This is a genomic window from Brachybacterium equifaecis, from assembly GCF_023509525.1.
In the GTDB taxonomy this organism is placed as follows: domain Bacteria; phylum Actinomycetota; class Actinomycetes; order Actinomycetales; family Dermabacteraceae; genus Brachybacterium; species Brachybacterium equifaecis.
This window is the reverse complement of the sequence record NZ_JAKNCJ010000007.1, coordinates 51917-75339: the sequence shown is the minus strand read 5'-3', so window position 1 is coordinate 75339 and position 23423 is coordinate 51917. Positions and strand designations below refer to the sequence as shown.

The following is a 23423-nucleotide window of genomic DNA, read 5'->3' as shown; positions in this document are numbered from 1 at the left end:
CCCGATGGAACACGGCCCCACCCCCGACGCCGCCGCGGCAGCGGTCGAGCCCGCCCGTGCGGCGGATACCGCCGCGGACCCGCACTCCGGGCACCACGGCTACATCCAGGACAAGACCCGCTACCTCAATCGCCTGAAGCGCATCGAGGGGCAGGCCCGCGGCATCTCCCGGATGGTCGAGGAGGACACCTACTGCATCGACATCCTCACGCAGATCTCCGCGCTCACCAGTGCGCTCGAGAACGTGGCGCTGGGACTGCTGGACGACCACCTGCGCCACTGCGTGCTCGACGCCGCGAAGAACGGCGGCGAGGAGGCCGAGCGCAAGCTCACCGAGGCCTCTGAGGCCGTGAAGCGCCTGGTCAAGTCGTGAGCGCCGAGGCGAGCGCAGCGGCAGGGGCGGGCGCGGCGGAGGCGAGCGCGGCGAGGACGGGCGCGGCAGCGGCCCCGGCAGCGGGTCCGGCCCCCGGGTACACCGTGATCGACCTCGAGACCACGGGCCTCTCCCCGGCGAAGGGGCACCGCGCGGTCGAGATCGCCGTCGTGCAGCTCTCGGCGCGCGGGGAGATCGAGGACGAGTGGACGACCCTGCTCCACCCCGGCCGGGACCTCGCGAACTCGCACGTCCACGGCATCACCGCGGCCGACGTCGCCGGCGCTCCGCGCTTCGCGGACATCGCCCCGGCGCTCGTCGCCGCGGTCTCCGGGCGCATGCTCGTCGCACACAACGCCCCCTTCGACCTGCGGTTCCTCGAGGCGGAGCTGCGCAGCGCGGGCATCGCGCTCGAGCGCCTGCCGCTGCGGGGCCTGTGCACGATGCGGTGGTCCTCCGTGTTCCTGGAGGACGCGGCCTCCCGGTCCCTCGCCGACTGCTGCACCGCCACCGGCATCCCCCTCGAGGCCCCGCACTCGGCGCTCGGCGACGCGCACGCCTCCGCCGCGCTGCTGCGCCGCTACCTGCGCGTCCTCGGCGACGCGCCCCGACTGCCTTGGCAAGAGGACGCCGCCCGCTCCCTCGACTACCCGTGGCCGACGGGTCTGCGGCCGAGCACGGCGCGGCTCCTGGAGCGCACCACGGCCCGGGCCGTGCGCCCCGACTCGTGGCTTGAGCAGATCGTCTCGCGACTGCCCCGGACTGCGGACTCCCGGGTCGACTCCTATCTCGCGACCCTCGAGGAGGCTCTGCTCGACGGCGCCCTCGGAGACGACGAGAAGGACGAGCTGGTGGCGGTCGCGCGCGACTGCGGGCTCTCCCGCAGGGCGGTGCTGGACCTGCACGCGACCTACCTGTGGGCGATCGCGGAGATCGCCGAGGCCGACGGCGTCATCACCGCCTCCGAGCGCGCGGACCTCGATCGGATCGCCGCGCTGCTGGGCCTGGCGCACGTCGACGTCGACCAGGCCCTCGCGGACGCCCGCGCGGCCCATCTCGCGGGCATGACCCCTGCGCAGGAGGCGCTCCAGGAGGCGGGCCCGGCCGACTGACCGTCGGCCCGTCGGCCCCGCCGGAAGGTACCGCGCGGGAGCTTCCCGGAGCGGGCCGGATAGCGCCGGTGCACAGTCCGTCGGCGTGCCACCATGAGCCATGCGCTCCGCCGACATGCCCGACATGCCCGACTCCTCCCCTTCCGGCTCCTCCCGCGGGCTGTCCCGCCGCGCGTTCTTCACGGCGACGGGCGCGGGCGCGCTCGGGCTGTACGTGTCGAGCGCCGTCGGCGCGCCCCAGGCGATCGCCGAGATCAGCGCGCCCGGGGTGCTGCCCGGCCGGGCGATCGCGAAGTACGCCCAGCCGCTGCTCTGCCCGTCGGACATGCCGAAGTCGAGCACGTCGGGCGGGATCGACCAGTACGACCTCGCGATCCGCCAGTTCAGCCAGCAGATCCTGCCGCCCGGCATGCCCGCGACCACCGTGTGGAGCTACGGGCCGACCTCGGGCCGGGCCAAGGACTTCGTCTCCCCGGCCCTCACCATCCGCGCGAAGCGGGGCCGCCCCGCCCGGATCCGCTGGCGCAACCAGCTCACCGACGCTTCCGGCAACTACCTGCCGCACCTGTTCGCGGTGGACCCCACGCTGCACTGGGCGAACCCCGGCAAGGAGCCCGGCGCCGGCGGCATCGCCACCACCGACGTGCGCCCGGACTTCACCGGCCGCCGCTACGTGCCGCCGGCCCAGTTCACGGACCCCGCCACCCAGTTCACCGACTACACCGGCCCCGTGCCGATCGTGCCGCACCTGCACGGTGCGCGCGGAGTGGGCGACGAGTCCGACGGCTACTCGGAGGCATGGTTCCTGCCGGACGCGAAGAACATCCCCGCGGGCTTCGCGCGCCACGGCCGCTGGTTCGATTTCCTCGCCGCGAAGGCGAAGGCCGCATACGGTGCGACCTGGGACAACGCCTCGGTGCAGTACCACTACCCGAACACGAACCGGGCCTCCACGCTGTGGATCCACGACCACGCCCTCGGCCTCACCCGCCTGAACGTCTACGCCGGATTCGCCGGGTTCTACCTCATCGGCGACATTGCCTCGAGCGAGAAGCCGCGAGCCGTCGGCGGAGCTCTGCCCGCGATCATCCCGGCCGACGTCCTGCCCGCCTACGAGCTGAACCTCGCCATCCAGGACCGCGCCTTCCGGGAGGACGGCCGCCTGTTCTACCCCGAGGGCCGCGAGTACTTCGACCCCGACTACCACGGGCCCTGGTACCCCGAGGGAGCGGGCATCCCGCCCACCTGGATCCCCGAGTTCTTCGGCAACACGATCGTCGTCAACGGCCGCACCTGGCCGAAGCACACCGTGGAGCGGCGCCGCTACACGGTGCGCCTGCTGAACGCGTGCGGCTCCCGCACGCTGTACGTCGACTTCTCCTCGATCCCCGGGATCAAGGTCAGCGCCGTCGGCAGCGAGCAGGGCTACCTGCGCGCCCCGCTGGACGTCATGGCCCAGCCCGGCTGGCGCAAGGGCCGCCTCGTGCTCGCGCCCGCCGAGCGCATCGACCTCGTGGTCGACTTCCGCAACGTGCCCGCGGGCCGGCACGTGCTGAAGAACGTCGGCCCCGACGGGTTCTTCGGCGGCGGCGTGCCGGGCGTCGACTTCCCGCGCGCGGACCCGGAGACGACCGGGAACATCATGGCGTTCGACGTCCAATGGGGATATCCGCTGGACATCACCACCCCGCCCGAGCTGCTCGCCCTGCCGGCCCTGCCCGCGCCGAAGGCGCCCGCGCGCAACCGCCGGCTCGCGACGACGATGCACTTCCACCACCTCTCGACCGACGACACCCCGCTGAACCCGCCGTTCCTCGCGTCGGCCACGATGATGGGCGTCATCCACGGGGCGCCCGGCGGGATGGTGCACATCCAGGAGCTCATGTGGTCCGACCCGATCACCGAGAACCCCGGCGTGGGCGAGACCGAGGACTGGGTCATCTACAACATCCCCCAGGAGGTCGGGATCCCCCACCCGATCCACGTGCACGAGGCGCCCTTCGAGGTGATGGAGCGCGGCACCTTCACCTACCGGTACACCGACGACTACACGATGGGCACGCTCACGCACACCGGCGCGCTGCCGCTGATCCCCGGCGAGAACGGCCGCAAGGACACCTCGTTCGTGTACCCCGGGCAGTACATGCGCATCCGCATGACGTTCGAGAAGGCCGGGCAGTACATGTGGCACTGCCACCTGCTCGAGCACGAGGACAACGAGATGATGCGGCCGTTCCGGGTCGGCCCCGCGCAGGCCGGCGAGCCGGCGCCGCTCCCGGCGACGGATGTGCCCCACCACGGGCACATGCGGCCTGCCGAGGTCGCGGGCGCGGCGGCTGCCGACGGGACGATGCCGGAGGGGACGTTGGCGGACGGGACGATGGCGGAGGGCGGCGACGCGGAGGGCTGAACCGGCCCGGAAGCCGCCCCACGACCGCCGCCGCCCGAGGGGACCAGCAAAGAGCTCGGTGTGAGAGCCGGTGACGTGGACCAGTCCTCGTCACCGGCTCTCACACCGAGGTTTCTGCTGCTCAGCGACGAGCAGCCCCACGGGGAGCGGCGATAATGGCGCGTGACCTCCTCGCCCGGCGCCCCGGCCCCCGTCCCTGCAGCCGCAGCCGCAGCCGCAGCCATCCCGGCCCTCGCAGCCGCACCCGGAGCCGCATCCGCAGCCACACCCCCAGCTGCACCCGCCCCCGCAGCGTCGCCGGCCCCGGCACCTTCTGCCCTGCCGTGGCTGGCCGCGCTCGGCGTGGTCCTCATGTGGGCCTCGAGCTTCATCGTGATCCGCAGCGCCGGGAACCACTTCACGCCCGGGGCGATGGCGCTGCTGCGGCTGGGCTCCGCCTCTATCGCGCTGCTCGCTCTGCTGGCGGCGCGGAGGGTGCGCCTGCCCCGCAGCCCGCGGATCCTCGCGGGAGTGCTGGCATGGGGCATCGCCTGGGGCGCTGTCTACACGTTCGTGCTGAACTCCGCGGAGATGCACATCGACGCGGCCACCGCCGCGATGCTCGTGAACATCGCGCCCCTGATCGTCGCGGTCGCCTCGACGAAGCTGCTCGGCGAGAGGCTCACCGGGCGCCTCATCGCGGGTCTGCTGATCTCCTTCAGCGGGGTCGCGCTGATCGCCGCGACCACGTCCACCGGCCGACTCTCCGGGGTGGGCGTCGTGCTGGGCGTGCTCGCGGCGCTGCTGTACGCCGGCAGCGTCCTCGCGCAGAAGCCGCTGCTCGCGCACATCGACTCGGTCTCCATGACGGCCATCGGGTTCTGGGCGGCGACGCTCGTATGCCTGCCGTTCGCGGGCGAGCTCGCCTCCGGGCTGAGCACCGCTCCGGCCGGCGCGATCGCCGCCGTGGTGTACATGGGGGTGCTGCCCACCGCGGGCGCGTTCCTGCTGTGGGGCTACGCGCTCACGCATCTGGGGGCGGGGGTCCTGAGCTCCTCCTCGCTGGTGGTCCCGGCCGTCACCCTCGTGCTGGCGTGGGTGCTGCTCGCGGAGGTGCCCCCGCCGCTCGCGGCCGCCGGGGGCGCACTGTGCCTGGTCGGCGCGGGATTCTCGATCCTGCCGAACGTCTGGCGGGCGCTGCGGCGGGGGTGAGGAGGCTCGGGTGCGGCAGCTCGGGTGACGTAGCTCGGGTGAAGTGGCTCGGGAACAGCGAAGAGGCCGCCTCCCGATGGGAGGCGGCCTCGTGCTGATCTGTGGAGACTAGGGGGGTCGAACCCCTGACCTGAAGCTTGCAAAGCTACCGCTCTACCAACTGAGCTAAGTCCCCGTGATGCCGCGAGCAACACCTGAATTATCGGTTCAGGAGCGAGGCGAAGCCTCGGTGACCTTCTCCGCTTCGGCCCAGAGATCGTTCTCGAGCTTGTCGCTCTCGACCTTGCGCCAGATGAACAGACCGGCGACAGCGCTGCTGGCGAGCAGTGCTCCGTATCCGAGAAGCTTCTTCATCAGATCCTCCGATCGTCCACGAGTGGGCCTAACTGGACTTGAACCAGTGACCTCTGTCTTATCAGGACAGCGCTCTAACCGACTGAGCTATAGGCCCGTGCACCGACGAGCATGCGGGTCGCCCCGTCTGCCTGCCGACGCTCAAGACTACCCAGCCCCGGCACCGCGCGTCCAACCGGACAGGGCGGCTGTACGGCACGTCACAGCAGGTGCGGGGCAGGGCGGACGCGAAGGCTGCGGCTGGTGCGGGGGTCCGGACCGGTGCGGCGGCCGCATCCAGTCGAGCTCCAGCCCGGCTCCGCACCGGCGAGCAGCAAAGACGTCGGTGTCAGGGCCGGTCACGTGCACTGGTGCACGTGACCGGCCCTGACACCGAGCTTTCTGCCGCGGAAGGGCCGGCGAGCAGCGGAATGCGGGATACGGGAACCGCGCGCAGCGGCATGCGGCGGCCCGGTGCGGCGGAGGCCCCGGCACCGGACGCGAGCAGGCCCCAGACACAGTTGCGGCCCGCTCTCGTACCTTTCGGCGATGCGAAAGGTACGAGAGCGGGCCGCAGCGGTGGGTCGGCGGGGGCGATTGCCGCCCGCCCGCCGGGTCAGTCGTCGGTGAAGGTCATCTTCACGCCGCCGAGAAGGGCCGCGACCATGTTGTAGAGCAGGGCCAGCAGCGTGCCGAGCGCCGTGATGATCACGATGTCCACCACCGCGATGATCGTGGCGTAGCTGATCATCTTGGAGAACTGGAGGTACTCGAGGAACGAGAGCGGCTCGCCGGAGTTCATGTCCTTGCCGATCTGGTCGATGCGGTCCCACAGGCCGATCGCATCCACGATGTTCCACAGCAGCGCGGTCGCGACCACCGTGGCGATGCCGATGGCGATGGCGACCAGGAACGAGATCTTCAGGACCGACAGCGGGTCGATCCGCGAGAGCGTGAGGCGGATCCGACGGGTCCCGCCCGTACGACCCGCCGCGCCCGCAGCGCCGCCGGGGGCACCAGCCGCCCCGGCTGCAGCGCCGGCGCCCGCCGCCGCGGCATCGCCGGTCACGGTCGCGCCGCGGCCCGTCGACGTGATCGGGGTGCGGCTCGCTCCGCGGGACGCCCCCGAACCGCCTGCAGATCCAGCGCCGCGGGAGGCACCCGAACCGCCCGCAGCGCCCGTGCCGAGCGCGGCACCCGCCGCACCAGCACCGACTCCCGCAGCTCCCGCCCCGGCCCCGGCGGCGGCCGCCGTGCGCGAGGACGAGGACGTGCGCGAAGTCGAGGCCTCAGCCCCGCGGCCCGTGCCGGCGGCGCCGACTCGGCTGGAGACCGAGGTGCGCGCGGCGGAGATGCGCTCCTTCACGGCGTCCATGCGGGAGGTCGGCGCGGTCTCCCGCGACGCGCCCGGGCTCGGAGCGGCAGCATCCACGCGCCCGGTCCTGCTGGTGCCCGCACCCTCGCCATCGGCGCTCACGCCGCGCGCGCCCGCGCCACTCGCACCGGCACCGCCACTCGCGCCCGCGCCAGCACCCGAGCCGGCTCCGGTCCCAGCAGACTCCGGAGTCTCCTCGCGGGGGGCATCGCTCTTGCTGTCAGTCACGGGTCACTCCTTGGGGAAGTCGTCGCCGCGGGCGGCGGCGTCGTCCGAGTCGTCCGCGGACTCCACAGAGCCTAGAGCATCGCCTGCGCCCTGCTCGGGAGCGCCGTCGGCCTCGTCATCGACATCGAGATCGGTGCGGATCCGGTCGGGATCGACCCCGCCGATGTCCTCGCCGCCGGCGACCTCCGCCGCGACGTGCGCGCCGTCGACGCTGCGCGCGCCCTCGGCATCCGCGCCGCCGTCGCCAGAGCCACCACCCTCAGCACCGTCGGCCGCGTCCTCGTCCACCGCGGACTCGGCGCTCACGGCGACGAGCACGATGCGGTCGCCCTTGTCGGGCTTCGCGAAGACGACGCCCATCGTGGTGCGGCCCTTGACGGGGATCCCGGCGACGCGCGAGCGCACCACCTTGCCCTTCTCCATCACCACGAGCAGCTCGTCGGTCTCCTCGACGACCGCCGCGCCGACGAGGTGCCCGCGGTCGTCCGGCAGCTTCGCCACGCGGATGCCGAGGCCGCCGCGGCCCTGGAGGCGGTACTCGTCGATGTCGGACCGCTTGGCGAAGCCGCCGTCGGTCACGGTGACGACGAACGTGCCCGGGCGCACGACGTCCAGGGCGAGCAGCTCGTCGTCGTGGCGGAACTTCATGCCGGTGACGCCGCTGGTGGCGCGGCCCATCGGGCGCAGCACGTCATCGGAGGCGGGCATGCGCACGGACTGGCCGTTGCGGGAGACGAGCAGCAGGTGGTCGTCGCTGTTGACGACGCGCGCGCCGATCAGCTCGTCGGTCGTCGGGCCGTCCTCGGTCTCGACCTCGCGCAGGTTCACGGCGATGATGCCGCCGGCGCGGGAGGAGTCGAAGGCGGTCAGCGCGGTCTTCTTCACGAGGCCTCGGCGGGTCGCGAGCACCAGGTATTCGGCGTCCTCGTACGAGGAGATCGCGAGCACCGAGGCGATGCGCTCCTCGGGCTGGAAGGCGAGCAGGTTCGCGACATGCTGGCCCTTCGCATCGCGCGGCGCCTCGGGGATCTCATAGCCCTTGGCACGGTAGACGCGGCCCTGGGTGGTGAAGAACAGCAGCCACTGGTGCGTGGTGGTGGTGAAGAAGTGCTCGACCACGTCGTCCGTGCGCAGCGAAGCCCCGCGCACGCCCTTGCCGCCGCGCTTCTGGGCGCGGTACTGGTCGGTGCGGGTGCGCTTGACGTACCCGCCCTTGGTGATCGTGACGACCACATCCTCCTCGGGGATGAGGTCCTCCATCGACATGTCGCCGTCGAAGGGCAGGATCTGGGTGCGTCGGTCGTCGCCGTAGCGGCCGACGATCTCCGCGAGCTCCGTGGAGACGATTTCGCGCTGGCGCGCGTCGGAGGCGAGGATCGCCTTGTACTCCTCGATCATCGCCTGCAGGCGATCGTGCTCCTCGATGATCTTCTGGCGCTCCAGGGCCGCCAGGCGCCGCAGCTGCATGGCGAGGATGGCGTTGGCCTGGACCTCGTCGATGTCCAGCAGCTCCATCAGACCCGTGCGGGCCTGGTCGGCGTCCGGGGAGCGGCGGATCAGGGCGATGACCTCGTCGAGGGCATCGAGCGCCTTGAGGTAGCCGCGGTAGATGTGGATCTGGCGCTCGGCCTCGTCCAGCAGGTACTGGGTGCGGCGCACGATCACTTCGATCTGGTGCTTGACCCACTCGCGCACGAACGTGTCGATCGCGAGGGTGCGGGGCACGCCGTTCACGAGCGCGAGCATGTTCGCGGAGAAGTTCTCCTGCAGCTGCGTCTGCTTGTAGAGGTTGTTCAGGACGACCTTCGCCACGGCGTCGCGCTTCAGGGTGAGCACGAGGCGCTGGCCGGTGCGGCCGGAGGTCTCGTCGTTGATGTCGGCGATGCCGGTGAGGCGGCCGAGCTTCACGAGCTCGGCGATCTTGCGCGCGAGGGTGTCGGGGTTGACCTGGTACGGGAGCTCGGTGACCACGAGCGACATGCGCCCGTTGATCTCCTCGGTGGAGACGACCGCGCGCTGCGTGATCGAGCCGCGGCCCGTGCGGTAGGCCTCCTCGATGCCCTTGGTGCCGAGGATCGTCGCGCCCGAGGGGAAGTCCGGGCCCTTGATGCGCGCGAGGCATGCATCCAGCAGCTCCTCCTTCGTCGCCTCGTAGTTCGTCAGGAACCACTGGGCGGCGTCGGCCACCTCGCGCAGGTTGTGCGGGGGGATGTTCGTGGCCATGCCGACGGCGATGCCCGCCGAGCCGTTGACCAGCAGGTTCGGGAAGCGCGCGGGGAGGATGACGGGCTCCTGGAGGGTGCCGTCGTAGTTGTCGCGCATGTCGACGGTGTTCTTGTCGATGTCGCGCACGAGCTCCATCGCCAGCGGCGCCATCTTGCACTCGGTGTAGCGGGACGCGGCCGCGCCGTCATCGCCCGCGGAGCCGAAGTTGCCCTGGCCGAGGATCAGCGGGTAGCGCATGTTCCAGGGCTGCACGAGGCGCACCATGGCGTCGTAGATCGCGGAGTCGCCGTGGGGGTGGTAGCCGCCCATGACGTCGCCGACGACCTTCGCGCACTTGGAGAAGGAGCGCTCGGGGCGGTAGCCGCCGTCGTACATCGCGTAGACGATGCGGCGGTGCACGGGCTTGAGGCCGTCGCGCACGTCGGGCAGGGCGCGGTCCACGATCACGCTCATCGCGTAGTCGAGGAAGGAGCGCTGCATCTCCTGGTTCAGGTCGACCTGGGTGATGAGGTCGGCCTCGCCCTCGTCGATCGGGTCGACGAGCGTGATCACGCGTTCGGCGGCCTCGCTCGCCTCGATGGGGGTGGGGCCGTCGGCATCGGGGGTGTCGGGAGTGCCGGGGTCCTGAGGGGTGTCGCTCATGAGGGAACGCCTTTCTCGGGCGAGATGTCAGCTGCGGAAGGGGGAACGGCGGGCCGCTGCCTCAGATGTCGAGGAAGCGGACGTCCTTCGCGTTCTCCTGGATGAAGCGGCGGCGGGACTCGACGTCATCGCCCATGAGCACCGAGAAGACGGTGTCGGCGTCGGCCGCCTCGTCGACGGTGACCTGCTTGAGAGTGCGGGAGGCGCGGTCCATGGTGGTGGACTGCAGCTCCTTCCAGTCCATCTCGCCCAGGCCCTTGTAGCGCTGGATGCCGTTGTCCTTGGGGATGCGCTTGCCGGCGGCGCGGCCCTCGCGCAGGCGCTCGTCGCGCTCGTCGTCGCTGAACACGTAGTCGTGCGGGGCGTTGGACCACTTCAGGCGGTACAGCGGCGGCATCGCGATGAACACGTGGCCGAGCTCGATGAGCGGGCGCATGTAGCGGAACAGCAGCGTCAGCAGCAGGGTGCAGATGTGCTGGCCGTCGACGTCGGCATCGGCCATCAGCACGATCTTGTGGTACCGCAGCTTCGTGGCGTCGAAGTCCTCGCCGATCCCGGTGCCGAACGCCGTGATCAGCGAGCGCACCTCCATGTTGTCCAGCGCGCGGTCGAGACGCGCCTTCTCGACGTTCAGGATCTTGCCGCGGATGGGGAGGATCGCCTGGGTGCGCGGATCGCGGCCCTGCACGGCGGAGCCGCCGGCCGAGTCGCCCTCGACGATGAAGATCTCGGAGTCCGCAGGGTTGCGCGAAGAGCAGTCGCGCAGCTTGCCGGGCATGCCGCCGGTCTCCAGCGGCGACTTCCGCCGGGTCGCATCGCGCGCCTTGCGGGCCGCCTCGCGGGCGAGCGCGGCCGACTGGGCCTTGCGCACGATGTCGCGCGCCTCGCTGGGGTGGGACTCGAACCAGTCGTTCATCTGGTCGGTCATCACCTTGGAGACGAAGGTGCGGGCGATGGTGTTGCCGAGCTTCGTCTTGGTCTGGCCCTCGAACTGGGGCTCGCCGAGCTTCACCGAGATGACGGCCGTCAGGCCCTCGCGGATGTCGTCGCCCGTGAGGTTCGCATCCTTGTCCTTGAGGATGTTCTGCGCCTTCGCGTACCGGTTCACCACGCCCGTCAGCGCCGAGCGGAAGCCCTCCTCGTGGGTACCGCCCTCGTGGGTGTTGATCGTGTTCGCGTAGGTGTGCACGGACTCGGTGTACGCCCCGGTCCACTGCATCGCGATCTCCACCGAGATCATCGAGGAGCGGTCCTCGGCCTCGATGTCGATGATGTCGGGGTGGACGACCTCGGCGCGCTTCGCGGCATTGATGTGCGCGACGAAATCCTTGAGGCCGTTCTTGTAGAGGTAGGTGACGCGGGCGAAGCCCTCGGGGGTCGTGATGAGGGTGCCGACGGGCGCCTGCTTCGGGCCCTTCTCGCCCTCCGCGCCGCCGTCCGACGGCTGCTCGGCCTGCTCGCGGCTCGCCTTCTCGGCCGCGCGCTCGACGTCGATCTCCTCGTCGTCCTCCTCCGGCTCCGCGGCGGGGCGCTCGTCGGTGACGGTGATGCTCAGGCCCTTGTTGAGGAAGGCCATCTGCTGGAAGCGCTTGCGCAGCGTCTCGAAGTCGTAGGTCGTGGTCTCGAAGATCTCGGGATCGGCCCAGAAGGTGATCGTGGTGCCGGTCTCGTCGGTCTCCTCGCCCTTCTCGAGCGGTGCCTGCGGCACGCCGCGCGAGTAGGCCTGGCGCCACACATGGCCCTGACGGCGGATCTCGACCTCCATGCGCGAGGACAGCGCGTTCACCACGGAGGAGCCGACGCCGTGCAGGCCGCCGGAGACCGCGTAGCCGCCACCGCCGAACTTGCCGCCGGCGTGCAGCACGGTGAGGACCAGCTCGACCGCGGGCTTGTTCTCGGTGGGGTGCATGTCCACGGGGATGCCGCGAGCGTGGTCGACGACCCGCACGCCGCCGTCGGCGCGCACGGTGACCTCGATCGAGTCGCCGTGGCCGGCGAGCGCCTCGTCGACGGAGTTGTCGACGATCTCCCACACCAGGTGGTGCAGGCCGCGCTCACCGGTGGAGCCGATGTACATGCCGGGGCGCTTGCGCACCGCCTCGAGGCCCTCGAGGACGGTGATGTCGCTGGCCTCGTAGTGCTCGGGGGCGTGCGCGGCGTTCTCCGCTGCCGACGGCGCGGGATGCGGTGCGGCGCTGTCGCTGGGATCGGGGGTGGTCGCGGTGGTGGCGCTGTCGCTCACGCGGGTTCGCTCCTCGGCTAGGGATCCCGGTGCACCAGGGCGCCTGCCGCGAGGCGGCGCATCCCAGCTCCGGGGGAGACATGCGGAGCGGCCGGACACTCGCGGGCGCGCCGCGAGGCGCACTGACCGCTCCCGCACGCGCGGGCCGTGCCGGCCGAACGCATCCATTCTAGCGTCTCCCAGGGCCTTTTTCACGCACCGCGGCCCTGGAAACGCGGGGGCTGCGCCACAGAATCGGCTCTGAGCGCCCTTCTGCGGCCTCTCGGACGCTCCGGGAGAGGGGCCGACGGGGGTGGATCCTCATCCCGGACTCCTGGAGCCTCTGGGGGCCTCTGACGGGACGGCGCCGGGCGCTTCGAGCGGGCGGCCGACGGGGCGGAGGGAGCCCGCCTCAGCCGTAGGTGTCGCGCGGCCCTCGCCAGGTGACGGTGCGCCGGCCCTTCTTCCAGGTGCGCTGCGCGGCGGCCGGGCCGGTCACGCGCAGCTCGGAGATGACGTGCGCGCCCACGTGCTCCTCGATGCGGGAGATGAGCTGCGGGGAGATCATCCGCATCTGGGTGGCCCAGGCGGAGGAGCTCGCGGAGACCACGAGCACCCCGTCGTCCAGCGACACGGGGCGGCAATGCGCGGAGACCTGCTCGCCGACGATCTCGTCCCACTCCTCGAGCACGCGCCCGGAGTTCATCCCCTCCGTCCAGCCGAGATCGCCGAGCACGCGCTTCATCACGTTCATCAGCCCCTGCGGATCGCGCGGGTCCGGGCGGGCGCCGGAGTATCCCGGGGCCCTGCCCGAGCGGTCGCGCGCGTCCCTGGCCTGCATCTTCGCCGAGATCGGGAAGAGCCCGCGGTCGCGAGCGGCCGCGCGCGAGCGGTTCACCGTGCGCCGCGCGAGCTCGAAGCTGTCGGCCCCGCGCGGGAGCTCCGGCGGGTCGTAGAGGACGTCGGCAGCCCCGGTCGCGACGGCGTGACTGCCGGGAACGGCGAGGGGCCAGGGATCCGCGGGCGGCTGCGCAGCGCCGTCGTCGGCACCTGCCCCGGGGTCGGCACCTGCCCCGCGATCGGCGGCGTCGGCCCCTCCGGTCGCCGCGCGGGATCCGGACGCTGCATGGGATCCGGGCACCGTCCCCTGCGCTCGCCCCTGCCAGGTGCCGAGGTCGTACGGGTTCGCTCCTGCGCTGTACGGGTTCGCGCTCACCAGGTGCCCGCCGCGCCCGAGCTCGTCGCGCCCGGCGCCGGGATCCCGGCGCCCCCTGCCGCGAGAGAGCCGGCTGAGCCCTCCCGCGGGGTCGCGCTGCCGAGCTCGACGTCGACCACCTGGATCGCCCCGGCGAGGGAGGCGGGGATGTCGGAGTCGTTGGCGGTGGTGATGATGACCTGGCGGGCGCCGGAGATGATCCGGCCGAGGCGCTCGCGGCGGTGCACGTCGAGCTCGCTGAAGACGTCGTCGAGCACGAGGATCGGCTCCCCGTCGCCGAGGTCCCCCTCCTCCAGGCGCAGCAGATCGTAGGAGCCGAGCCGCAGGGCGAGCGCGAGGGACCAGCTCTCGCCGTGGCTCGCGTACCCCTTGGCGGGGGAGTCGTGCAGGCGGATCTCCAGGTCATCGCGGTGCGGGCCGACGAGGGTCACTCCGCGGTCGATCTCGTCGCCGCGCACGGCGGCGGCTTCGGCGAGCAGGGCGTCGTGGAGCGCGCGCAGGCTCGGCAGCTCGCCCTCGGCCGGGCCGATCGCATCGATCACGGCGGAGCGGTAGGCGATGTCGGCCGGGGAGTCGACGGCGCCGCGGTCGGCGGGAAGGAGATCCAGGGCCTCCTCGGCCCCCGCATCCGTCGCGACCCGCAGGTAGGAGTAGCCCACGTGCGGGCGCAGCCGGTTCACGAGGTGCAGGCGAGCGCGCAGGAGCTCGGCGCCGAGGCGGGCGAGCTGCCCGTCCCAGACCTCGAGGGTGCTGGCCGCGGTCTCCTCGGGATCGAGGCCCCCCACACCCCGTCCGAAGCCGCCGCGGCGCATCGTGCGCATCTGCTTGAGCAGGCCGCTGCGCTGCTTCACCACGCGGTCGTAGTCGGCCTTGACGCCTGCGAAGCGCGGGGCGATGAGGAACAGCAGCTCGTCGAGGAAGCGCCGACGGCCCTCGGGATCAGCCTTCACGAGCCCCAGATCCTCGGGGGCGAACAGCACGGCCCGCACCTCACCGAGCAGGTCCCGCAGCCGGTTCAGGTTCTGCCCCTGCACCCTGGCGCGGTTCGACTTGCCGGGGGTGAGCTGCAGGTCGACCTGCAGGGGACGGCCTGCGCGCACGAACGAGGCGCGGATGATCGCCGTGCTCTGTCCGCGGCGCACGAGCGCGGCGTCGTGGGGGACGCGGTGGCTGGACAGGGTCGCGAGGTACCAGAGCGACTCGACGATGTTGGTCTTGCCCTGCCCGTTCGGCCCGACGAGCACGGTGATCCCCGGCGCGAACGGCAGCTCGAGCTGCGCGTAGGAGCGGAAGTCCGTGAGGGCGAGAGAGGTCAGATGCACGCGGGGGTCACCGCCCCCGGTCAGATCCGCATCGGCATGATCAGGTACTTGTAGTCGCCGTCCACGGCGCCCTCGAGGGACTCCTGGCCGCTCATCACCGAGGGCTTGATCGAGTCGGTGAACGTCAGCCGCGCGAAGTCGGTGCCGAGCGCCCCGAGCCCGTCGAGCAGGAAGCCCGAGTTGTAGCCGACCACGAGCTCCTCGCCGTCGAGCTGCGCCTCGATCGCCTCGGAGGCCTGGGCGTCGTCGCCGGCGCCGGCCTCGAGGGTCACGCCGCCGTCGACGAAGGAGAGCCGCACGGGGGTGTTGCGCTCGGCGACCAGGGAGACGCGCTTGACGGCCTCGATGAGCGGGGCGGTGGCGATGACCGCCGCGATCGGGCTCTGCGCGGGGAAGAGCCGGCGCACGGGCGGGTAGTCGCCGTCGACCAGGGTGGAGGTGGTGCGGCGGCCGCCGGCCTCGAAGCCGATGAGGTTCGCGCCGGACTCCTCGGACAGGGCGATCTGCACGCTGCCGCCGCCGGAGAGCGAGCGGGCGACCTCCTGGAGGGTGCGGCCGCGCACGAGAGCGGTGATCTCGAGGTCGGGGCGCGAGGGCTGCCAGGTGAGCTCGCGCATCGCGAGTCGGTAGCGGTCGGTCGCCATCAGGGTCATCTTCTCGCCGACGATCTCCACGCGCACGCCGGTGAGCAGCGGGAGGGTGTCGTCCTTCGAGGCGGCGACGGTGACCTGGGAGATGGCCTCGGCGAAGAGGTCGGCCTGCACGGTGCCGGCGACGGGCGGCATCTCGGGCAGCTGCGGGTACTCCTCGACGGGGAGGGTGGCGAGGCTGAAGGCCGCGCTGCCGCAGGTCACGTCGAGCTTGGTGCCGTTCAGGGCCACCGAGACGGTCTTGTGGGGGAGGGCGCGGACGATGTCCGAGAGCATGCGTCCCTGGACGAGGACCTCGCCGGCCTGCTCGACCTCGGCGGCGATCGTGATCTGGGCGCTGACCTCGTAGTCGAAGGTCGACAGCTGCAGCTCTCCCGAGGGGCTCGCGACGATGCGCACGCCCTGGAGGATCGGCATCGCCGGCCTGACGGGGAGGGTCCGGGTGGCCCAGGAGACGGCATCCGCCAGGACGCCGCGATCAAGGTGGAACTTCACCGTTGCCACTCCTTCGAAGGTGGTCGAGCTCGGTCTGCGCGCCTCTCGCGGGCGGCTCCCGACCGAGGCCGGGCGCACCGGCGCCGAGGGGTCGCGCAGGGTAGGACCGCAAGGGTATCCGCTCTGAGGCCTCTCATGCGACACGCCGAATTACACGCTTGACATTCTCCTGGTGAGGGGCCCTGAGACCCTCCCCGATGCCACATCCCCACCTCCAGGCCCTCTCCGGACCACCCGCCGGGCGCTCCCTGCCCCTCCAGCCCTCGACTTCTCCACACACACAGCGGCGAAAGAACAGGAAACCTCTTCTTCACGGCTGTTGATCCTGTGGAGAACGTGCATCACTGCAGGTCACAGACGAGACAGGAGGAGTGAGCGCATCGTGGACGGCAGCGGGGCGATGGTGGGATCACTGTGTATGAACGCGGTGCAGCGGCAGTGAGGGGACGCAGATCGATGCACATCGGCTCGTGCGCAGGCTTGCAGTGCTCCACATTATCCACAGAGTTGTTCACAATGGGGATGACGTGCAGAGATACAGGGATGTCATTCTCGGAGCGCCTCGATGGCCCCTCCTCCTCGCCCTCGCTCGTGCAGCTGACCCGCGAGAGCGGCCGCTCCGCTCAGGCCGGGGAGTGCGGGCTGCTCGAGCGGATGCGGGCGGTGAGCTCGGTGACCTGGTTGTAGATCGCCTGCCGCTCCTTCATCAGCTCGGCGATCTTCTTGTTCGCATGCATGACGGTGGTGTGATCGCGCCCGCCGAACTCGTCCCCGATGCGGATCAGCGGCATGTCGGTCAGCTCGCGGCACAGGTACATCGCGATCTGGCGGGCGTTGACGAGCACGCGGGTGCGGGCGCTGCCGGTGATCTGCTCGACCGTCAGCCCGAAGTAGGCGGAGGTCTGGGCGATGATCGTCGCTGCGGTCACCTCTCCCGCGTCGTCATGGGCGAGGAGGTCCTTGAGCACGCTCTCGGCGAGCGAGACGTCCATCGGCTGGCGGGACAGGGAGTGCAGCGCCTGCACGCGGATCAGGGCGCCCTCGAGCTCGCGGATGTTCGAGGAGATGCGCGAGGCGATGTACTCCAGGACGTCGCGCGGGACCTCCTGGGTGCCCTCCATCGCGACCTTCTTGCGCAGGATCGCGATGCGGGTCTCCAGATCCGGCGGCTGGACGTCGGTCATCAGGCCCATCTCGAAGCGCGAGCGCATGCGGTCCTCGAAGCCGCCGAGCTGCTTGGGAGGCAGGTCCGAGGTGATGACGATCTGCTTGTTCTGGTTGTGCAGCGTGTTGAACGTGTGGAAGAAGGCCTCCATCGTCTCCGGCGCGCGCTGCAGGAACTGGATGTCGTCGATGAGCAGCACGTCGATGTCGCGGTAGCGGCGGTGGAAGTCCTGCGCCTTGCCGAATTGGCCGGACTGGATGGAGTTGATGAAGTCGTTGGTGAACTCCTCGGAGTTCACGTACCGCACCTCGATGCCCGGGTAGAGGGACTGCGCGTAGTGGCCGACCGCGTGGAGCAGGTGGGTCTTGCCGAGGCCCGAGCCGCCGTAGATGAACAGGGGGTTGTAGGCGCGCGCGGGCGCCTCGGCGACCGCGGAGGCCGCGGCCTGCGCGAAGCGGTTCGAGGCGCCGATGACGAAGGTGTCGAAGGTGTACTTCGCGTTCAGCCGCGACTCGGAGCCGAGCGTGCTCTCGGCGCCGTCCTCGCCCTGGGGCTGCGGGCGCATCCGCCCGGGCACGAAGGGGCTGCGCGCGGGGGCCGACGGGCCGGAGCCCGCCTCGTCCTCCCCGAACCAGGCGGCCGCTTCGGCGCGCTCGCGCTCGACCTCGGTCGGCGCGGCGCTGCGGTCCTCGATGAACGGGCTGCCGTCGCGGTCGCCGTCGGCAGGGGGGCCGGAGAGGGAGCCCGGCTCCGAGGAGCGCTCGCGACCGGAGGGGCGGTCCCGCTCCGGGAGCTGCGAGGGGGCCGACGGGCGCTCGCGATCCGGCAGGGTAGCCGAGGTCCCGGCCGGCCGCGCCGAGTTGTCCACATCTGCATCCACAGCGGGGGATCGCGGCGCCGAGCCGCTCCCTGCGGCGCCGGGGGCAGGGGCCGGGCGCGCGGATTCACGGTCGGATGAGGGCTCGTCGTCCTCGAAGAGGGACTCGTCCACGGTCACCGCGAAGCGCGTCTCCCTGCCTGCGGCCTCGGAGATCGCCTGCTTCAGCGCCCCCGCGATCCGCTGCTCGAAAAGGTCCTTCGCCCAGGTGGAGGGCGCGGCGATGAGCGCGGTGTCGGCCACGATCGCCATCAGCCGGGAGAGGGTCAGGAAGGCCATGGCGCGCTCGCTGACGGTCTCGTCGCGGCGCAGGATGCGCACGGTCTCGTCCCACGTGGCGTCGTAGTCGATGGCAGAATCGTCCATGGGGCTCTCCGGATCGGTGGCGGCTTGTCCACGCAGTTTTCCACAAGCGCGGCGCTCATGGGGACCCCTCGCCCGACGCTGTGCACAGGGCCGCGCTCCGTCGGCCCTCGCGGCCGGTCCCGGGAGTGCGCTGGCGCACCCCCGGGGGTGAGAACCCCGCCACAGTCCGCTCTCCAGGGCCTCGCTCCATTGACCTGCGCTCCCGCCGCTCCTAAGATCGATCAGTCGCCGCTGTGCCTTCCCCCGGATGCGGAGTCGCGCGAATCCACTGGTCGCACCGAACGCGGGTCGGGCCATGGATTCAGCAAGCGCCCTCTTCCTGTGATCGTGCAGCCGACCCCATTGCCACCGCGTTATGGCACGTCCAGTGCCGCGATCGAGGAGAACCGATGTCCAAGCGCACGTTCCAGCCGAACAACCGCCGCCGCGCCCGCAAGCACGGCTTCCGCGCACGCATGCGCACCCGCGCAGGCCGCGCCATCATCAACGCTCGCCGCGCGAAGGGCCGCACCGAGCTGTCGGCCTGAGCCGCCGCCCGTTCGCGGAGCGCGCGATGACGGAGCCGGGAGCATGACCTGGTCCCGGCACCGGCTGCGCACTCCGGAGCAGTTCCGCACCGCCACGCGGCGCGGAGCGCGCGCCGCACGATCCCACGTGGTCGCCCACCTCGTCATCCGCACGGATGGGGAGCCCGGGCCCCGCGTGGGATTCGTCGTATCCAAGAAGGTCGGCAACTCCGTGGTGCGCAACCGCGTGGCCCGGCGGCTGCGGGAGATCTTCCGCAGCGAGCTGGCCTCCCTCCCCGCCGGGAGCGATGTAGTGCTGCGCGCCCTGCCGGGCATCCAGGATCTCCCCTTCTCCGCACTGGAGGAGGAGGTCAGGGGCGCCATGCGCTCGGCCGCCCGCAAGGCGGAGCAGCGCAGCGCAGCAGGGACTCCGAGCGCTGGGTCGACGAATGCAGTGCAGTCGAGCACTCGGGCGTCGATATCCGGGCAGGAAGGCGCTGGGCGGGAGAGCTCTGGGCCGACGAATGCCGGGCAGAGCACCACGGCCGCGCGGGAGCGTTCGGCCGCGCAGAAGCCCGGGGCCTCGTGAGCAGCCGTCGGCCGCACGGGCGCCCCGCGCTGCGCACGCTCCCGCGGCGCCTGCTGATGCTCCCCATCCGGGCGTACCAGGTGGGCATCTCGCCCTACACCCCGCCGGCCTGCCGCTTCGACCCCGTCTGCTCGCAGTACGGGATGGATGCGCTGCACCGGCACGGGGCCGTCAAGGGAGTGCTCCTGACGGCCTGGCGCATCCTGCGCTGCAACCCCTTCACCCGGGGCGGGATCGATCCGGTCCCCGCCCCCGGGATGTGGACGGACCCACGTCCCGATCGCCGTTCTCGAGCGGGGGGATGAGCCCTCCAGGGCCTACCCTTGACCGAGACCCCGACCCGCAGTCGTCGCATCGCATGAGCGTCATGCGCCTACGGACGACAGGAAGACCAGGCCGATGAACATCCTCTATCCCATCGAGTGGGCCGTCGCATGGATCATGGTGCAGTTCCATGCCCTGCTGTCCCTGTTCATGGACCCCGACTCCGGCTGGACCTGGCTGCTGTCGATCGTCGGCCTCACGGTCGTGGTCCGCACGCTGATCACGCCGCTGTTCATCCGCCAGATCCGCTCCTCGCGGGCCATGCAGGCGGTCGCCCCGCAGCTGCAGGCCGTGCAGAAGAAGTACAAGGGCAAGACCGATCAGGCCTCCAAGCAGGCGATGGGCGAGGAGACCTTGGCGGTCTACCGCGAGGCCGGCGCCAGCCCCCTGAGCTCCTGCCTGCCGATCCTGCTGCAGATGCCGATCTTCTTCGGCCTGTTCCGCGTGCTGTTCAACCAGCTTCCCAAGGCCGCGAACGGCGAGGCCTTCGGCCCGCTGACCGTCGATCTCGCCTCCAGCGCGTACCACGGCGTGCTCGTCAACGGCGCGACGATCGCCGACACCTTCCTGGCCCCGGGCGAGGGCGGCTGGTCGACCCGCATCATCTCCGGCATCATCATCGCGCTGATGTGCGCGACGACGTTCATCACCCAGAAGGAGCTGACGATGCGGAACATGCCGCCGTCGGCCCTGGAGGGCCCGATGGCGAGCACGCAGAAGATGATGCTCTACATGCTCCCGTTCATCTACGTGATCACGGGACCGGGCATGCCGATCGGCGTGCTCGTCTACTGGCTCACCACGAGCGTGTGGACCATGCTCCAGCAGGCCATCGTCGTGTGGACGTACCCGACGCCGGGCTCGCCCGCCGAGGATCAGCGCCACGCCCGCATCAACGCCAAGCGCGAGCGCCAGGGCCTAGAGCCCATCGACTTCACGCCGAAGAAGCCGGTCGTCCCCGTGGAGGAGGCGCCCATCCGCGTGCAGACGAAGACGGCCAAGGGCGGCCGCAAGCTCACCGACCAGGAGCGCCTGGAGGCGGCCCGCGAGGCGCGGCGCGCCGCGCAGGCCGAGCGCGAAGCGGCCCGGAAGGCCGCGGGCGGCTCGAGCGCCGCTTCCGCCCCCAAGGGCCGCGGCGCCAAGGGCGCCAAGGGCTCCGGCCCCCGCTCCAGCTGAACCCCTCGCCCGCCTGCCCGCTTTCCGCGGGCAGGCGGGCACCGCTTCCCGCTTCTCTTCACCGCATCTTTTCACCCACCCTCGATCAGCCCGCCTGAGCGCAGTCGCCGGGCCCGCGCGGACGTCGCGCGGCACTCCCCGGCCGGGCCCAATCCCAAGGAGAACGATCATGAGCGAGACCCATCCCGAGTCCCTGACCCCCCGCGAGGAGGAGGCCGAGCAGACCCTCCCCGAGCAGACCGCGGAGGCGGCCCGCGAGGCCGGAGCCCCCGTGGCAGAGGCCGGCGCCGAGGACGAGGGCCGACTGCCCGTCGCCCCCGCTGGGACCGGCGAGGACGCCGACGCTCCCGTCGGCCCGACGTGCGACGAGGCGCAGGCAGGCGACGCGGAGGGCGAGGACGCCGCTCCGGCGAAGACCCGCGAGGAGCGCATCAAGGAGCTCGAGGAGGAGGGCGACATCGCAGCCGACTACCTCGAGGAGCTCCTGGACATCGCCGATCTCGATGGCGACATCGACATCGACGTGGACGGCGACCGCGCCTCCGTCGAGATCCGCGGCGCGACGCAGCTCGCGAAGCTCAACGAGCCCCGCGGCGAGCTGCTCGACGCGCTCCAGGAGCTGACCCGCCTGGCCGTGCAGTCCAGCACCGGCAGCCGCTCGCGCCTCATGCTCGATATCGGCGGCTACCGGGCGCAGCACAAGGGCTCCCTCGAGCAGCTCGCCGAGGACGCGGTGAACTCCGTGAAGCAGGACGGCGAGCCCGTGGCCCTGCGCCCCATGAACCCGTTCGAGCGCAAGGTCGTCCATGACGTCGCCAAGCAGGCGGGACTGCGCTCGGAGTCCGAGGGCGATGGCAAGGACCGCCACGTCGTCATCCACCCCGCGTCCTGACACGGGCGCACGGCATCGCGATGAGCTCCACCACCCTTCCCTCCCCTGAGGCCGCCCGGGCCGCGGCACCGCCCCTGCCGGAGGGCCTGCGGCCGCTCGCGGAGCGCCTGTTCGGCGACCGCCTGGCTCTGGCCGAGCAGTTCGTCGGCCTGCTCGCCACTGCCGGCGTGGAGCGCGGGCTGATCGGCCCGCGCGAGGTGGACCGGCTCTGGGAGCGGCACCTGATCAACTGCGCGCTGATGGAGGAGGCCCTGCCCGCGGATGCGCGGTCGCTGGCCGACGTCGGCTCCGGGGCCGGGCTGCCCGGCGTGGTCCTCGCGATCATGCGCCCGGACCTGCGCATCACGCTGATCGAGACCATGCAGCGTCGGGCGCTGTGGCTCGAGGAGGTGCGGGAGGAGCTGGGCCTGGAGTACGACGTCCTGCGCTCGCGCGCGGAGGAGCTGCACGGCGAGGAGTCCTTCGACGTGGTGACCGCGCGCGCCGTCGCCGCGCTCGGCAAGCTCGCGACCTGGACCCTGCCCCTCGTGCGCGAGGGCGGGGAGCTGATCGCGATGAAGGGCAGCTCCGCGGCCGAGGAGATCGACGCCGCGGCGAAGGCGCTGCGGCGCCTGGGAGGCGTGGATCCCCAGGTCCAGGTGCTCGGGGCCGGCGACGTGGAGGTTCCCACTACAGTGGTCAGGGTGCGGCGGCGCAGCGCCTCAGGACGCGGCAGCGCCGACCGGACGACGATGGGAGACGGACGTGGCTGAGACTCGCAAGGGATCGACGGCGCCCGCCGGGGCCGGAGCCTCGCTCGAGGACACCCCGCTGATGCGGCAGCTCACCCGCGACCATGCCCGCCGCCGCGAACTGGAGGGACTCGTGTTCGACGCCCCGCAGAGCACGCGCATCATCACGATCGCGAACCAGAAGGGCGGCGTCGGCAAGACGTCGACCACCGTGAACCTCGCCGCCGCGCTCGCCATGGGCGGCCTGAGCGTGCTGGTCATCGACATGGACCCGCAGGGCAACGCCTCCACGGCGCTCGGCATCGATCATCACGCCGACGTGCCCAGCATGTACGAGGTGCTCGTGGAGTCGCAGCCGCTGGGCGAGGTGATCCAGCGCGTTGAGGAGGTCGAGACCCTCTGGTGCGCGCCGGCGACGATCGACCTGTCGGGAGCGGAGATCGAGCTGGTCTCGATGGTCGCCCGCGAGAACCGCCTGCGCGGAGCGGTGCGGGACTTCCTGGCCTCCGCCGAGGGCGCCGAGGGGGAGGGCCCGCGGCATCTGGACTACGTGCTGATCGACTGCCCGCCGAGCCTCGGGCTGCTGACGGTGAACTCGCTGGTCGCAGCCCGCGAGGTGCTCATCCCGATCCAGGCCGAGTACTACGCGCTCGAGGGGCTGACGCTGCTGCTGCGCAACATCGACCTGATGCGCCAGCACCTGAACCCCGAGCTCGTGGTCTCCTCGATCCTGCTGACGATGTACGACGCCCGCACGCGGCTCGCGGCGCAGGTGGCCGAGGATGTGCGCACGCACTTCCCTGAGCAGACCTTCGCCACGACGATCCCGCGCTCCGTGCGGATATCCGAGGCGCCGAGCTACGGGCAGACCGTGCTCTCGTACGATCCGACCAGCAGCGGTGCGCTCGCGTACCGCGCGGCCGCGAAGGAGCTGACCGAGCGCCCCGTGGCGTGAGGCCCGCACGCACCACCCTGACCGATGGATGACGGCGCGAGGATGCGC

The 23423-nt window shown here is 71.5% G+C and carries 19 protein-coding genes and 2 tRNA genes; 11 read left to right on the top strand and 10 right to left on the bottom strand.

The genetic code is table 11. The annotated features are described in order from the left end of the window. The first annotated feature begins 4 nt into the window (after positions 1–4). The 4 genes from Bequi_RS11675 to Bequi_RS11660 all read left to right on the top strand — a co-directional run bounded on the left by Bequi_RS11675 (position 5) and on the right by Bequi_RS11660 (position 5086). The gene (locus Bequi_RS11675) at positions 5–373 is read left to right on the top strand and encodes a metal-sensitive transcriptional regulator (protein ID WP_249738110.1); all 369 of its coding nucleotides are present in this window, start codon (positions 5–7) and stop codon (positions 371–373) included. Then, on the top strand, positions 370–1485 hold the full coding sequence (locus tag Bequi_RS11670; RefSeq protein ID WP_249738109.1) for a 3'-5' exonuclease: 1116 nt from the start codon (positions 370–372) through the stop codon (positions 1483–1485). The genes Bequi_RS11675 and Bequi_RS11670 overlap by 4 nt, the downstream gene beginning before the upstream one ends. 100 nt (positions 1486–1585) lie before the next feature. Continuing rightward, positions 1586–3895 (top strand): multicopper oxidase family protein, encoded by a 2310-nt coding sequence (locus Bequi_RS11665; protein ID WP_249738108.1) that lies wholly within the window; start codon positions 1586–1588, stop codon positions 3893–3895. Positions 3896–4057: 162 nt separating this feature from the next. Beyond that, positions 4058–5086, top strand: a complete 1029-nt coding sequence (locus tag Bequi_RS11660) for a DMT family transporter (RefSeq protein WP_249738107.1) — start codon at positions 4058–4060, stop codon at positions 5084–5086. A 102-nt stretch (positions 5087–5188) separates the two neighbouring features. Here the strand turns inward: Bequi_RS11660 and Bequi_RS11655 are convergent. The 10 genes from Bequi_RS11655 to dnaA form a co-directional block, all read right to left on the bottom strand. After that, positions 5189–5261, bottom strand: a tRNA-Ala gene (locus tag Bequi_RS11655). A 32-nt stretch (positions 5262–5293) separates the two neighbouring features. Continuing rightward, positions 5294–5440: a DLW-39 family protein gene (locus Bequi_RS11650; RefSeq protein ID WP_249738106.1), complete on the bottom strand. Its 147-nt coding sequence runs from the start codon at positions 5438–5440 to the stop codon at positions 5294–5296. A 23-nt stretch (positions 5441–5463) separates the two neighbouring features. After that, a tRNA-Ile gene (locus Bequi_RS11645) sits at positions 5464–5537 on the bottom strand. A 498-nt stretch (positions 5538–6035) separates the two neighbouring features. Next, positions 6036–7022: a DUF3566 domain-containing protein gene (locus Bequi_RS11640; RefSeq protein WP_249738105.1), complete on the bottom strand. Its 987-nt coding sequence runs from the start codon at positions 7020–7022 to the stop codon at positions 6036–6038. Between the two features lie 3 nt (positions 7023–7025). Beyond that, a complete protein-coding gene (gene gyrA / locus Bequi_RS11635; RefSeq protein WP_249738104.1) occupies positions 7026–9890 on the bottom strand; it encodes a DNA gyrase subunit A in 2865 nt (954 codons plus the stop codon). 61 nt (positions 9891–9951) lie between these two features. After that, positions 9952–12132, bottom strand: a complete 2181-nt coding sequence (gene gyrB / locus Bequi_RS11630) for a DNA topoisomerase (ATP-hydrolyzing) subunit B (RefSeq protein ID WP_347272003.1) — start codon at positions 12130–12132, stop codon at positions 9952–9954. A gap of 391 nt (positions 12133–12523) precedes the next feature. Further along, positions 12524–13327, bottom strand: coding sequence for a DciA family protein (locus tag Bequi_RS14410; protein WP_249738103.1), 804 nt, complete (start codon positions 13325–13327; stop codon positions 12524–12526). Next, entirely contained in the window at positions 13324–14649 is a 1326-nt protein-coding gene (gene recF, locus Bequi_RS11620) for a DNA replication/repair protein RecF (protein ID WP_249738102.1), read from the bottom strand. The genes Bequi_RS14410 and recF overlap by 4 nt, the downstream gene beginning before the upstream one ends. A 20-nt stretch (positions 14650–14669) precedes the next feature. Then, a complete protein-coding gene (gene dnaN / locus Bequi_RS11615) occupies positions 14670–15794 on the bottom strand; it encodes a DNA polymerase III subunit beta (protein ID WP_249738101.1) in 1125 nt (374 codons plus the stop codon). Between the two features lie 623 nt (positions 15795–16417). Continuing rightward, positions 16418–18202 (bottom strand): chromosomal replication initiator protein DnaA, encoded by a 1785-nt coding sequence (gene dnaA / locus Bequi_RS11610; RefSeq protein WP_249738100.1) that lies wholly within the window; start codon positions 18200–18202, stop codon positions 16418–16420. A gap of 389 nt (positions 18203–18591) precedes the next feature. Here dnaA and rpmH point away from each other — a divergent pair, with 389 nt between their 5' ends. The 7 genes from rpmH to Bequi_RS11575 all read left to right on the top strand — a co-directional run bounded on the left by rpmH (position 18592) and on the right by Bequi_RS11575 (position 23375). Next, positions 18592–18729: a 50S ribosomal protein L34 gene (gene rpmH / locus Bequi_RS11605; RefSeq protein ID WP_249738099.1), complete on the top strand. Its 138-nt coding sequence runs from the start codon at positions 18592–18594 to the stop codon at positions 18727–18729. 43 nt (positions 18730–18772) lie between these two features. After that, complete coding sequence (gene rnpA, locus Bequi_RS11600; protein WP_249738098.1) at positions 18773–19297, top strand: ribonuclease P protein component; 525 nt, start codon at positions 18773–18775, stop codon at positions 19295–19297. After that, a complete protein-coding gene (yidD, locus tag Bequi_RS11595; protein WP_249738097.1) occupies positions 19294–19602 on the top strand; it encodes a membrane protein insertion efficiency factor YidD in 309 nt (102 codons plus the stop codon). The genes rnpA and yidD overlap by 4 nt, the downstream gene beginning before the upstream one ends. 94 nt (positions 19603–19696) lie before the next feature. Further along, positions 19697–20797: a membrane protein insertase YidC gene (gene yidC, locus Bequi_RS11590; RefSeq protein ID WP_249738096.1), complete on the top strand. Its 1101-nt coding sequence runs from the start codon at positions 19697–19699 to the stop codon at positions 20795–20797. Positions 20798–20966: 169 nt separating this feature from the next. Further along, positions 20967–21689 carry a Jag family protein gene (locus Bequi_RS11585; RefSeq protein WP_249738095.1) on the top strand — a complete coding sequence of 241 codons (723 nt, stop codon included), beginning with the start codon at positions 20967–20969 and terminating at the stop codon, positions 21687–21689. A gap of 20 nt (positions 21690–21709) precedes the next feature. After that, positions 21710–22441 (top strand): 16S rRNA (guanine(527)-N(7))-methyltransferase RsmG, encoded by a 732-nt coding sequence (rsmG, locus tag Bequi_RS11580; protein WP_249738094.1) that lies wholly within the window; start codon positions 21710–21712, stop codon positions 22439–22441. A 61-nt stretch (positions 22442–22502) separates the two neighbouring features. Further along, positions 22503–23375 carry a ParA family protein gene (locus Bequi_RS11575; RefSeq protein WP_249738138.1) on the top strand — a complete coding sequence of 291 codons (873 nt, stop codon included), beginning with the start codon at positions 22503–22505 and terminating at the stop codon, positions 23373–23375. The last annotated feature ends 48 nt before the right edge of the window (positions 23376–23423 follow it).

Excerpts from the sequence above, each read along its gene's own strand:
- Bequi_RS11675 (WP_249738110.1), top strand. The coding sequence starts at position 5 with ATGGAACACGGCCCCACCCCCGACGCCGCCGCGGCAGCGGTCGAGCCC.
- gyrA (WP_249738104.1), bottom strand. The coding sequence starts at position 9,890 with ATGAGCGACACCCCTCAGGACCCCGGCACTCCCGACACCCCCGATGCC.
- Bequi_RS11665 (WP_249738108.1), top strand. The coding sequence starts at position 1,586 with ATGCGCTCCGCCGACATGCCCGACATGCCCGACTCCTCCCCTTCCGGC.
- Bequi_RS11650 (WP_249738106.1), bottom strand. The coding sequence starts at position 5,440 with ATGAAGAAGCTTCTCGGATACGGAGCACTGCTCGCCAGCAGCGCTGTC.
- yidC (WP_249738096.1), top strand. The coding sequence starts at position 19,697 with ATGAACATCCTCTATCCCATCGAGTGGGCCGTCGCATGGATCATGGTG.
- rpmH (WP_249738099.1), top strand. The coding sequence starts at position 18,592 with ATGTCCAAGCGCACGTTCCAGCCGAACAACCGCCGCCGCGCCCGCAAG.
- rsmG (WP_249738094.1), top strand. The coding sequence starts at position 21,710 with ATGAGCTCCACCACCCTTCCCTCCCCTGAGGCCGCCCGGGCCGCGGCA.
- Bequi_RS11585 (WP_249738095.1), top strand. The coding sequence starts at position 20,967 with ATGAGCGAGACCCATCCCGAGTCCCTGACCCCCCGCGAGGAGGAGGCC.
- dnaA (WP_249738100.1), bottom strand. The coding sequence starts at position 18,202 with ATGGACGATTCTGCCATCGACTACGACGCCACGTGGGACGAGACCGTG.
- rnpA (WP_249738098.1), top strand. The coding sequence starts at position 18,773 with ATGACCTGGTCCCGGCACCGGCTGCGCACTCCGGAGCAGTTCCGCACC.
- Bequi_RS11575 (WP_249738138.1), top strand. The coding sequence starts at position 22,503 with ATGCGGCAGCTCACCCGCGACCATGCCCGCCGCCGCGAACTGGAGGGA.